The organism is Streptomyces spiralis (assembly GCF_014654675.1).
Lineage (GTDB): Bacteria > Actinomycetota > Actinomycetes > Streptomycetales > Streptomycetaceae > Streptomyces > Streptomyces spiralis.
Genome location: NZ_BNBC01000059.1, coordinates 44,723 through 56,690, shown reverse-complemented (window position 1 = coordinate 56,690; position 11,968 = coordinate 44,723). Strand labels below are relative to the sequence as shown.

Annotated in this window: 8 protein-coding genes and 2 pseudogenes; 5 read left to right on the top strand and 5 right to left on the bottom strand. The window is 70.0% G+C overall.

The window, feature by feature from the left end; translation table 11 throughout:
* Positions 1-273: 273 nt before the first annotated feature.
* The gene (locus tag IE318_RS38615) at positions 274-1,458 is read right to left on the bottom strand and encodes a hypothetical protein (RefSeq protein ID WP_229904038.1); all 1,185 of its coding nucleotides are present in this window, start codon (positions 1,456-1,458) and stop codon (positions 274-276) included.
* Between the two features lie 165 nt (positions 1,459-1,623).
* Positions 1,624-3,957 (bottom strand): family 43 glycosylhydrolase, encoded by a 2,334-nt coding sequence (locus tag IE318_RS38610; protein ID WP_229904037.1) that lies wholly within the window; start codon positions 3,955-3,957, stop codon positions 1,624-1,626.
* Between the two features lie 349 nt (positions 3,958-4,306).
* On the opposite strand from IE318_RS38610, the gene IE318_RS38605 reads away from it, so the two are divergent.
* From IE318_RS38605 to IE318_RS38595, 3 genes are all read left to right on the top strand, one after another.
* Positions 4,307-5,689, top strand: a complete 1,383-nt coding sequence (locus IE318_RS38605) for a family 43 glycosylhydrolase (RefSeq protein ID WP_189907571.1) — start codon at positions 4,307-4,309, stop codon at positions 5,687-5,689.
* A 118-nt stretch (positions 5,690-5,807) separates the two neighbouring features.
* Positions 5,808-7,304, top strand: coding sequence for a sulfatase family protein (locus IE318_RS38600; RefSeq protein WP_189907570.1), 1,497 nt, complete (start codon positions 5,808-5,810; stop codon positions 7,302-7,304).
* Positions 7,301-7,996, top strand: coding sequence for an N-acetylmuramoyl-L-alanine amidase (locus IE318_RS38595; protein ID WP_189907569.1), 696 nt, complete (start codon positions 7,301-7,303; stop codon positions 7,994-7,996). The genes IE318_RS38600 and IE318_RS38595 overlap by 4 nt, the downstream gene beginning before the upstream one ends.
* Here the strand turns inward: IE318_RS38595 and IE318_RS38590 are convergent.
* Together IE318_RS38590 and IE318_RS38585 are read right to left on the bottom strand one after the other, a co-directional pair.
* Complete coding sequence (locus IE318_RS38590) at positions 7,980-8,933, bottom strand: sigma-70 family RNA polymerase sigma factor (protein ID WP_189907568.1); 954 nt, start codon at positions 8,931-8,933, stop codon at positions 7,980-7,982. The genes IE318_RS38595 and IE318_RS38590 overlap by 17 nt on opposite strands.
* Before the next feature lie 18 nt (positions 8,934-8,951).
* Complete coding sequence (locus tag IE318_RS38585; RefSeq protein WP_189907567.1) at positions 8,952-10,178, bottom strand: NAD(P)/FAD-dependent oxidoreductase; 1,227 nt, start codon at positions 10,176-10,178, stop codon at positions 8,952-8,954.
* 204 nt (positions 10,179-10,382) lie between these two features.
* On the opposite strand from IE318_RS38585, the pseudogene IE318_RS38580 reads away from it, so the two are divergent.
* Positions 10,383-10,643, top strand: a pseudogene (locus tag IE318_RS38580) (IS982 family transposase); the annotation flags it as partial.
* Between the two features lie 17 nt (positions 10,644-10,660).
* On the opposite strand, the gene IE318_RS38575 reads toward IE318_RS38580, so the two are convergent.
* The gene (locus IE318_RS38575) at positions 10,661-11,056 is read right to left on the bottom strand and encodes a VOC family protein (RefSeq protein WP_189907565.1); all 396 of its coding nucleotides are present in this window, start codon (positions 11,054-11,056) and stop codon (positions 10,661-10,663) included.
* 312 nt (positions 11,057-11,368) lie between these two features.
* On the opposite strand from IE318_RS38575, the pseudogene IE318_RS38570 reads away from it, so the two are divergent.
* A pseudogene (locus tag IE318_RS38570) lies at positions 11,369-11,932 on the top strand (triose-phosphate isomerase); the annotation flags it as partial.
* Positions 11,933-11,968: the final 36 nt, after the last annotated feature.

Sequence of the window (11,968 nt, the reverse complement as noted above, 5' to 3'; positions counted from 1 at the left end):
CACACCGGCATCAGCGGCCAAACACCAGCCAGCCGCGTCACCAACCTGTCCGGCCAGCACACCTAGGGGGTGTCTCGGCGATCATGCCGGGCTCGCGGCGCCTGGTGCCGCACCTCGCCGCGTTGTCGTCGGTCGCCGATGCTCCGCATCGACTCCCTCCTCCGCCTTGCGAGGCACGGCACCAGCCACCGCTCCCTGATCCGCCCTGATCGACGAGACACCCCCTAGTGCTCGGTGCGGCCCGCGGCGGTAACGGGACCGCGGGGGCGCCCGCTACTGCAGGCTTCGGAAGTCGTCGAGCCAGGCGTAGCCCGGTGCCGACATCCCGGCTCCGCGGGGCTGGACCGTGAGGGTGGCGAACACGCTGTTGAGTAGCCACGGCGGCTTGTTCGCGTTCCAGCCCGCCGTCATCGACGGCACCTGCCGGAACCCGTACATCGCGGCGGCGAGCCGGCCCGTGCTCCGGAACCGCGCCATCTCGTCGCGGAGCAGATGCTTCTCGGACTCGAACCACGGGCTCTCGGCGAGCAGGTCGTCCCACTCGCGCGACGGGAACGGGTGCGCGATCGCGTCACCGATCACCTGCCACACCTGGGTGTCGGGGGCATAGCCGTACCGCTTCGCGAACGTGGCCGGGATCGGGTCGCTCATGTGCTGCTGCCAGCGCCAGACCAGGGAGAACTCCGTCACCAGGAATGTCTGGTCGGAACGCAGGCGGGGCAGGGTGTAGTCGAGGAACGGCTGGATCGCGTCCTCGTCGGGCACATGGGGGTGCAGGTCGACGCCCTCGAGCTCGGGCGTCTCGCGGACGAATCCGAGGTACCGCTCCACCGCCGGAGTGCGGTTGGCCGGTATGTCCAGCCGGTTCAGGGCACCCATGTACAGGTGGGTGGGGCACCCGGACCCGCACAGCCGCTCCCGCGCCTCGATCACGTGCCGCGCGACGGTCTCGTAGAACCGGTTGAGTCGCTGATCGCGCTCGGCGGGGATGCTCTCGATGAACGGTTCGTTGCCGATGGTGACGATGTCGGCGATGCCGAGCACCAGCGGCAGCACCCGGTCCAGACGGGCCAGCTCCGCATCCATGGCTGCCGTGCCCGGCTGCGGGAACGAGCGGTCGGCCATCGGGAACTTCAGGCTCAGCACGGTGTGGAACCCCCGCGCGTGTGCGTCGTGGAGGGCCACGATCGTGCCGCTCCGCGCGGGCGGCACCTGGTCGGCTTCGGGCAGGGCGTAGAACCCCCGGACCCAGTCGGCGCGCGCCGTGCGCAGCTCCGGGTAGCTGAGCTGGTCGAGGTTTTCGTTGAAGTTGGCCCCCAGCACCCCCAGTGCGGGCAAAGGCGCGACCTGGCCCTCATGTTCGTCCACGGCCGATGCCCCGCCCCCGGAGAGCGAGACGGCAAGCGTGGTGGCGCAGGCGATGGCGAGCTTGGACAGTACACGTCGGTGTCGCGACATGGTGTGGCTCCTTCTGGGCTCAGCCCCGCAGCGTGCGGCCGTGGTTCCGCCGTCGGGCGAAGCTGTGGTTGCTCGGAGGGACGGGGCGCTCGTCGGCGGCACGCCGCGGGTGGGGGGACCGCCCGGGCAACGCCCCGGGCACCGCACCCGCGGTCCACCCGCGGGTCAGCTGGTCGTCCCGCCTCCCGCAGCTTGTGTTCCAGCACCCTGCGCCATGTCGTAGGTGTGCACGTAGTCGAACTTTGCGGTGGCTCCGGCGGTGTTCATGGACACGAGACCGATGCGCAGGTCGCCCTGGTCGGACAGGGACCACGTACCGCCCCACTCCCAGCGTTCACCGTCGGTGCTCGATGCCATGCGCACGTCGTACTCGTCGTGAACGACGTCATGCCGGACGTACAACCGCAGCCAGGTCGTCTCTGCGGGGGCTGCCCCGAACATCGGGCCGTTCGCCACGGCGACCGGCGGAGTGGCCGTCGGGCGCTCTGCTTCCTTGCCGAACTCCGTCTGGTGCAGAAGCTGGCCGGGCTTGCGGTTGAGCGGCAGGAGGGAGTGCACCAGCTTCAGGTACCGGTCGTCGTTCTGGTAGAGAACCAGCCCGGCCTGCTGAGAAGCCCGGCTACCGTCGAAACTGAGCTTCGTCTCGACGAGGTAGTCCGACCGGGGAGCGTCCCGGAGCAGCACCGAAGCTGTGTTGCTGCCCGTGTACAGCTCAGCGGCCTGGGTGGGCCACACGAGCCGGCCGCCCTCCAGCCGCGGCCCCGCGGCGGGCTGCCGCACCCACGACCACGCAGAGCCCCCCGTTCCCGGCATGCCGGTCCCTTCGAAGTCGTCGGAGTATTCCGTGAGCAGTCGGCCCGGCACGGGGTCGGGAACGCGCTCGGTGACCGGTCGAGCCGCCGGGGCAGCGCTCACGTTGTCGACGTCGCCACCGCGGCGCGCGCTCACCGCGATCGCGCCGCTCGGAGTCGCGTTCCTGAGTGCCGTCGCCGTCGTCACCGCGAGCGGATCGATGAGATCGTCCTCCGACACCGATGCTGTGACGTGATCGCCGACCCAGTCGAGCGTCAGCACCTTCCAGGTACTCGCGTCGAACGCCGCCGGCAGCGGAGCGGCCGAGCGGACGGTCGTGTCACCGTGCGTGACTTCGACGCGGAGCTCGCCGGCCTGGGCGTCGAGCCACGCGACGGCGCCGTTGCGCCCGTTGACGCCGGCGCGGAGCCCGACGGCTCCACCCGGCGAAGTCCGCACGTCTGCCCGTGCGTGCAGATCGCCCTCGACACGAACCTTGCTCGTGAGCGCGGCCCCATCACCCAGACGTGCGAAGCGGCCGGGGTCCGTCTCGTCGCCGACGACGGCCGGGCCCCGGGACACCCAGGCGCCAAGTCCTGTGGCGAAGCTGTCGTCGACAGGTCCGGTCGTCACGGGCGCCGCTGCCCCGGAGACGCTTCCGCCCGCGCCCGCGTTGGCCACGGGCCAGCCGTCGATCCAGGCCAGCCGATCGATCAGCATCGGGCGCTTGGAGAGCTTCAGTTCGCCCGCGCGCGACTGCACCGGCGGGAAGTCGGGGTCCGCGTTCGAGATCCCGTGGTAGACGATCCAGTCCTGGCCCGACAGATCGGTCTGGACCGCGTTGTGCCCGACGCCCGTGAACCCGTTGCCGTTCGGGGCGAGGACGAAGCCACCCTTGCTCGAGAGGCTCATCAGATCGGTTCCCTCGTCGTCCTCGAACGGGCCGTAAGGACTGCGACTGCGCCCCACCTTGACGGTGTAGCCGCTGAACGCTCCGTCGCAGCATCCGCCGTCGGAGTACATGAGGTAGTAGAAGTCGCCGTGCTTGACGACGAACGCGCCTTCCATGCGCCGCCCCTGGGCGACCTGGGTGACGGGTCCCGTGAGTGCGGTCGCGTCGGCATTCGTCTTGGAGACGCAGATGACGTCGTAGCTGCCCCAATAGAGGTAGTGCGTGCCGTCTGTGTCCGTGAACAGCGCCTGGTCGATGTTGCCCGTCGGGCAACCGGCCACCGCCGCGCTCGGGACGAGGAGACCGTGCTGAGTCCACGGACCTGTCGGCGTCGGCGCCGTCGCCAGCGCGATGCCCCCGGTCGAGAGCGCATACGTCAGGTGGTACTGACCGTCGACGTAGCGGATGTCCGGCGCCCAGGCGCGGGAGTTGCTCTGCCAGAAGGGGGGAATCGCGTCAGGCGAGACGACATCGCCCACGTAAGTCCAGTCGACCATGTTGTCGGAGCGGAGAACGGGGAGGATGTGCTCGCCCGGCTCACCCGCGCTGTTGAAGATCGGGTTCGTCGTTCCGTACGCGTACCACGAACCGTCCTTGCCCCGGATCATCGCCGGATCCGGGAACGTGTCCACCACATTGGAGGTGATCGGGTTGGTGTAGGTCGCGGACGGCGATCCGGCTCCGTGGGCGGTCACCGCGTCGGCCGGTGCGACCGCCGAGAGCCCGCCGGCCAGCAACAAGCCGACCGACAACACCGTCGCAGCCGACCGCGCCGGCCTTCCTCGCAATCCCATGACAATTCTCTCCCCATTGAAGAACCTGCGCCTTGGGCGCAGCGAGGGCAGGAACGACCGAAGCCGCCCCCGCACTCATGCAACGGATCTCGAATTTTTCCGTCAAGGGGTCGGCAGAACAGAAGTGATGATGGGCGTCCTGGATCGGCCGGGGTGAATTCATCCGGGCCGATCCGGACGAATTCTCCGACCTGTTGACGAAAATCAGAAAGGCTTCGCATGCTGGGCTCAGTGCATTCAGAAGATTCCTTGTTCGAGCTGCTGCGTGCGCCGGTGCCGGCGTGCGGAACGACGAAGGTGAGTGCGATCGATGAGCACCGGTCCCCAGAAAGGGACGCCCATCGGCCGACGGGCGCTGTTGGCCGGGGCGGCCAGGACGGCCGGCGCGGCCGGTGCCGTCGGCCTCGCCGGTGCGGCCGGATCGCTGGGCGTGGTGGCGCGGGCGGCGGCCGCGGTCCCCACGGACGGCACGGCGAGCGGGCGCTACCCGTCGAACTGGCCCGACCTCGAGCCGTACGGTCTCGCGGACACCCGCATGGATCTCTGGCCGAGACAGGACAACTCCTTCGTCCTGCCGCTCGAGCTGCGTCCGCGCGACGAGGAGCTCGGCCGGGTCTGGATGCGCGACACCTATGTCAACTGCTTCAGGATCGCGGGCCGCCGCCCGCTCTACGTCGCCACCGGCACCACCCGCGTACCCGGCCTCGACACGGCCGGCCCCTGGAACGACGGGATCTTCATGTGGACGGCGGGTTCTCTGCGCGGCCCGTGGCATCTGGTCGACACGACCGGCATCCGGCCCGGCGCCGAGAAGGGCAAGGTCTGGTCGCCGGAGTTCGCCGACGAGAACCGGCCCGGGCGCACGGTCGTCGCCCCCTGGCAGCAGTACTGGTACGACGACCGGTTCGGCAAGCGCGGCAACGTCTGGGCACCGGAGGTGCACTACTTCCGGGACACCTGGTACATCGTCGCGTGCATGGGCGACCGGGCACGCAAGGTCGGCTCGTTCCTGCTGGTGAGCGAAGGCGGCGTCGAGGGACCGTACCGGCTCGTCGAGGGCAACCTCGACAAGCCCTTCGGCGATGCGCTCCCCGACGCGCCGAACATCGATCCCGGGGCACGTTTTCACATCGACGGCAGCATGTACACCGAGGGCGACGACGCCTGGCTGGTGCTGCACAACAACCTGTACGCCCGCTTCCGGGACGACATGGAGGACATCGTCCCGACGACGGGACTCCCGGCGTTCCGACAGCAGCCCTACACCCCTGAGCCCTACCTGGAGGGTGCGTACGTCTTCAAGCACGGCGGGAAGTACTACCTGCTGCACGCCGCGTGGGACCGCACCTCGACGGACGCCGACGGCAGCATCCGCCACGCCTACGACACGCCCGCCCCCGGCCGGACGCAGTACCACTACGACGCGATCGTGGCCGTCGCCGACCACTTCGAGGGGCCGTACTCCCGCCGCTGGACCCTGGGCGTGGGCGCCGGCCACAACAACATCTTCGCGGACGTCGACGGCCGGCTGTGGGCGACGTTCTTCCGCAACCCGAACTTCGGCTACTGGGCCGACCCGGCACGCATCGCCGACGCCGCGGTACCCGGCGTCGTCCGCCTGGAGTGGACCGGCCCGCAGGGCAACCGCCTGTACGTCCGGCGCCAGAGCCGAGGCCATGCCGTCAGCGAGTGAAGGCCCAAGGCGACGCGATCTCCGGTTGCGGGGCGTCAACCCACGTGGCATGCCGCTTGGTTGATTCGCGTCCCCGCCCGATTGCTCCGATCGCGTTCTCCTCCTGGAAGGGAACACTGTGACCTGCCCGACCGCCCCCAACATCGTGTTCGTGATGACCGATCAGCTCCGCGCCGACTTCACCGCCGGCGTCGGCTTCGACCTGGACACGATGCCCTTTCTCGACTCCATCGCGGCCCGGGGCACCCGCTTCCGTCGCGCGTACACCACCGCCCCGGCCTGTGTCCCGGCGCGCACCAGTCTGCTCACCGGCAGATGGCCCAGCACCCACCGGGTACGGCAGAACTCCACCACCGACCCGCAGGACGTGTCCCGCGGAGACGACCTGATCGATGTTCTGCGCGGCGCCGGCTACCAACTGTTCTACGCCGGCAAGACGCACATGTACCGAGACGATCCGGACGACTACGACGCCTTCTCCGGCCCGTACGGCCACACGAAGGGGCCGGACACCACCACCGAGCAGCGCGCCTTCACCGCCTGGATGAACTCCATCGACATGGGCCCGACGACTGCGCCCACCCCGTTCCCGCCGGAGCAGCAGTACGCGTACCGGATCGTCTCCGACACCATCCGGCAGGTGGACGCCCGGGACCCCGACAAGCCGTTCTTCGCCTGGGTCTCCATGCCCGAGCCGCACAACCCGTACCAGGTGCCGGAGCCGTACTTCTCGCTGTTCGACGAGGACGAGATCCCCGACCGCTCCTGTGGGCCCGAGGCCGCGGAGGCCAAGGGCGGCGCCTACAAGTGGCTGCGCGAGCTGGTGGAGGAGAAGCGCCCCGGCTACGACAAGCTCTGGCGCCGCTACCGCGCCACCTACTGCGGCATGCTCCGCCTCATCGACGACCAGTTGCGCCGGCTCGTCGGCCATCTGAAGGAGCAGGGCCTGTGGGAGAACACCCTGCTGGTCTTCCTCGCCGACCACGGCGACTACGTCGCCGACTACGGCCTGCAGCGCAAGGGTGCCGGCATCCCCGAGGTCCTGGCGAACATCCCGATGATCGTGCACGGCTGCGGCGTCGAAACGCGGGACAACGACAAGGACTTCGTCTCGATCGCCGACCTCCTGCCCACCGTGTGCGAGGTGGTCGGCCGCCCCATCCCCCTGGGCGTCCAGGGCCGCAGCCTGTGGCAGATGCTCACCGGCTCCGACTACCCGGCCGCGGAGTTCGCCGACATCGTCACCGAGCGCGGCTACGGCGGTCTGCCCTATCCCGACGACGCCCGGCCACCGCTGCACTTCCCCTACGAAGGCACCAGGTACGACGAGCTGAACAGCGTGACCCAGAGCGGCTCGTCGCGGATGATCCGGCACGACCACTACAAGCTCTATGAGCATGTCGCAGACGTCGGTGAGCTGTACGACCTCGACAAGGATCCGATGGAGCTGGACAACCGCTGGGACGATCCGAGCCTGCGCAAGGTCAAGGCCGATCTCATGCAGCGGCTCCAGCGATGGTCGGTCCGGCTCACCGACGACCTGCCGAAAGGGGTCTACGAGCCCAGGCTCGCCCGGCACAACTGGTACCGGACCTCACAGGAGGACGGAGCATGACGGAACCGATCCGCAGCAGCGACGGCAACCGGCAACCTCCCCCGTCACGCCGTACGGTGCTGCGTGGTGCCGCCGCCGTCACCCTGGCCACGGCAGCCACCCCCGCAGCCGCCACCGGCACCGCTTCCGCGGCCGGCGACGGCTCTCACCCCGCGGTCGTCGACCATCCGGGCGCGCAGTGGCTGCCCGCCGACCCCGCCAACTACCGGACCGCGCGGCGCCCCCGTAGCCATCCGGTCGACCACGTGATCATCCACGTCACGCAGGAACACTTCGACGACGCCGTCGCCGTCTTCCAGGATCCCGGCCGGAGAACCTCGGCCCACTACCTGGTCCGCTCGGCAGACGGCCACATCGGCCAGTGCGTCCGCGAGAGGGACATCGCCTGGCACACCGGTGATCCCTCCTACGACAACCGCAGCATCGGCATCACACACGAGGGTTGGGTCAACTCCTCTGCCTGGTTCACCGAGGAGATGTACGCCTCGTCCGCGGCGCTCACCGCGGCCGTGTGCGCGCGCCATGCGATCCCACTGGACCGAACCCACATCCTGGGTCACCACGAGGTGTCCAGCGCCACCCACACCGACCCCGGAGCCAACTGGGACTGGGACCACTTTCTCGAACTGGCACGGAAGGTGAGAGCCGACACGACCGCTGTGAAACGCAGGCCCGTCACCACTGGGCGATGAGCGGCGTGTCCGGTTCGCGCTGGCGCCAGGCTTCGATGAGGCGGGCAATGCGGGTGGGGGCGGCGATGCCGCGCACGGTCGCGATCCTGCCGTTGGCGACGTCGAACGTCACGGCGCCGACGACCTGGTCGCCGACCACGAAGAGCATGGCGGGGGCGCCGTTGACGAGCGCGTAGTGGACGGCGGGCGTGCCGCCGGCCAACCGCCGTTTCGCGGGTGTGGGCTTGAGGCCGGCGCGTACGACGGCGGCGATGCGCTGTGGAGTGTCGTAGTGCAGCAGCGTCTTCGCCAGGCCGGCGCCGTCGGAGATCGCGGTCGCGTCGTCGGTGAGCAGCGCCACCAGCCGTTCGGTGCGGCCCGAGGTGGCAGCGGCGAGGAATTCCTCGACGATCCTGCGGGCGGATGCCGGGTCGACTTCGCCGCCGCCGCGGCGCGCGGTGGTGATGCGGCGGCGGGCCCGGTGGAGGTGCTGCTGGCTCGCGGACTCGGTGATGTCGAGGATCTCGGCGGTCTCGGCGTGGCTGTAGGAGAACGCTTCGCGCAGCACGTAGACGGCCCGCTCGAGGGGCGACAGGCGCTCCATGAGAGTCAGCACGGCCAAGGAGACCGATTCGCGCTGCTCGAACGTGTCGGCCGGGCCGAGCATCGGGTCGCCGTCGAGGAGCGGTTCGGGCAGCCAGGCGCCGACGGCGCGTTCGCGGCGGGCCTGTGCCGAGCGGAGCCGGTCCAGGCACAGGTTGGTGACGACCTTGGTCAGCCACGCTTCCGGCACCCTGATCCGCTGCCGGTCGGCGGCCTGCCAGTGCAAGAACGCGTCCTGCACGGCGTCTTCGGCGTCGGTTGCCGAGCCGAGGAGACGGTACGCCAGCGAGGCCAGCCGGTTCCGGCTGGCCTCGAACCGACTGGTGTCGAAGCCGTCAGCGGCGGTGCTTTCCACGCGGACCACCCTAGGCGGCTATGCGACGGCCTTCTCCGCGGAGGTATGCGCGGAGGTGTGCGCGGACGTATCCGGGGCGGCGGTCAGGCGGCGTCGGCGCTTGGGCATGCCGAAGGTGGGGTGCGAGGTGGCCCACAGCGAGGTCTTGAGGATGCCCGACTTGATCCGCGCGGCCTTCCGGCCGCCGAGGTACTTCGGCTTCGCCTGCGCTTCCTCGTCGACCATCTGCAGGATCCCGTCCCGCCGCCCGAGGCTGATGTGGTTGCCCACGTACTCCAGCTTGGTGTGCGGGATCTTGCGGCCGGTCAGACGCCCCACGATCGCGCCGATCGCCTGCATGCTGGTGTAGCCGGCCGAAGCGCAGGACATCGGCAGCGGCCGGCCGTTGTCGCCGATGGCGTAGGCGCTGTCGCCGGCGGCGTAGACATTCGGGTGGGAGACCGACCGCATGGTGCGATCGACGACGATCCGACCGTTCTCGGTGACCTCCAGTCCGCCGGCGGCGGCGATGGGACTGACCGCGAACCCGGCTGTCCACACGGTCGCGTCGGAGGCCAGGGCGGTGCCGTCGGCGCACAGCACCCGCGCCGCTTCGACGGCCTCGACGCGGGTGTGCTCCAGGACGGTGACGCCCAGCCGGTCGCAGGCCCGGCGCAGGTGGCTGCGGGCTCCGGCGGAGAGCCGGGCGCCCAGCTCGTCGTGGGCGACCAGCGTCACCGACAGGCCGGGCCGGGACTCGGCGATCTCGGCGGCGGTCTCGATGCCGGTCAACCCGTCACCGACGACCAGCACACGCCCGCCGGCGCCCAGGCCGTCCAGACGCTCGCGCAGGCGCAGCGCCGACGGCCTGCCGGCGACGTCGAAGGCATGCTCGGTCACCCCGGGCACGCCGCCGTCGGCGACGTGGCTGCCGAGCGCGTAGAAAAGCGTGTCGTAGCCGAGTTCGCCTTCTGCCTCGCCGCCGCCCTCGGTGTCGGCCACGGCGACGACCTGACGCTCGGGGTCGACGGCGGTGACACGGGCCACGCGCAGCCGTATCCCCGTGCCCGCAAAGACGTCGGCAAGCTTCCGAGTCTCGATCTCCTGACCGGCCGCCAACTGATGCAGCCGCAGCCGCTGGACGAAGTCCGGCTCAGCGTTGACCACAGTGATCTCGGTGTCCGCCGGGGACAGCCGACGGGCCAGGTTCCCGGCCGTGTGGGCCCCGGCATAGCCGGCGCCGAGGACGACGATGCGGTGCTTCATCTGCAGCTCCTGTTGATTCGCTCGCTTCTCGTGACCTTGAGCGGAGCGGCGACCCGATTCCTGACAGGAACCGCATGTGACGTGAGTCACATGTCGACAGGGCCATCGCGAGACCGACCCGGGGCGGGGCGCCCGGTCGACGAAGCCTGAAAGCCTCTCGTCGCGTCTCCATGTGTGATCGGCAGACGGCACCGGGAGATGTGCGGCATCCGGCTGCTGCGGCTGACCCGCAAGGGTGAACCAGAGCGGTCCGGAGCCGAGCACTTCAAACCACTGAGGCAGGTCATCGAGTCGGTCAACGAGACCTTCAAGGGCCGGCTCAACCTCGAACAGCACCACGGCCCCACACCCGTCGGCGTCGTCGCCCGCATCATGCAGCGCATCCTCACGCTGACCACCGCCATCGGGAACAACGACCAGAGCGGACAGCCCGTCCTGCGCTCACTGACCGCCTACGACCACTGACCCTCGGGAATGATCATCTAGTTGGACGGTGCCAGGGTGCGCAGGACATCGAACTCGTTGCCCTCGGGGTCGGCCATGACCACCCAGCTCCGGCCAGGGCCCTGGCCCACGTCCACCTTGGCGGCGCCAAGGCCAAGCAGCCTGGCCACCTCGTCGTCGGTACTGCCGTCGATCGGGCTGACGTCCAGGTGGAGCCGGTTCTTCACGCTCTTGCCCTCGGGCACCCGGATGAACACCAGGGTGGGCGGCATCTGGCGGACCCGGACCTCCTCGACGGTCGGCTCCCAGGAGCCGATCTCGACCTTGCCCTCGCCCCGGTCGATCACCTTGAAGCCCAGCACCGCGCACCAGAAGGCCGCGAGCCGCTCCGGATCGTGACAGTCGACAACCAACTCGGTGAACCTACTGGTCATTTACCCCCCCAGACGGTGCGCACGAGGACTCAGCCTATGGGACCGCGCCACCCCTCCGGTCCGGAATCGCTACGACCACCAACCCTTGGAATCCATCATCTAGGCCAAGGGGTGCACCGTCGCCCAGCTCGCCATCGCCTGGATGGCCGCAGGGCGAGGACATCGTGCCGCTTGCCGGCGCCCGCATCCGCGTCCCTGTGGGGCACCATCCTGCGTACCCTCGGCACCGCTCGACGAGCGCTCCCCGTCCGCCGCCAAGGTCCAGCTCATGTGTGACCACGAGAACACCGAGAACACCGAGGCAGCCGCCTGGTGACCAGCCCCGCACCACCGGCCGTCCTGCTCGGGGTGAGCCTGAAGATGTACTTCGGCCACCACCAGACCCTCAACTGGGGCCGCAGGATCGCCACCTCGCCAAGCACCACCCGGCCGTCACCTCGGGGGAGGCCCGCCTGTTCGTCCTGCCCGCCTTCCCGGCCATCGTCCCCGCCGCCGGCATCCTCACGCCGTACGGCATCGCGATCGGCGCGCAGGACATCGCCGCCGAGGACACCGGCCCCTACACCGGCGAGGTCGGCGGCCCGGTCCTGAAGGAGAGCGGCTGCCGCTACGCCGAGGTCGGTCACGCCGAGCGCCGCCGTCTGTACGGCGAGGGCGACACGGTCGTCGCCGCGAAGACGGCCGCCGCGTTGCGCAACGTGCCTCACCCCGGTCCTGTGCGTCGGCGAACGCGACCAGGCCGACCCCCGCGAGGCCGCCGAGCGCACCCTGGCCGGGGCCGAGCGCCTGCTGCGCGGCCTGGACGGAGCCGTCGTCCTGGCCTGCGAACCCCAGTGGGCCATCCGGCCGCAACCGGCCGCCGCCGTCCACATCGCGAGGCCCGTGGTGGCGAGGTGCCCACCTGGGTCGGGC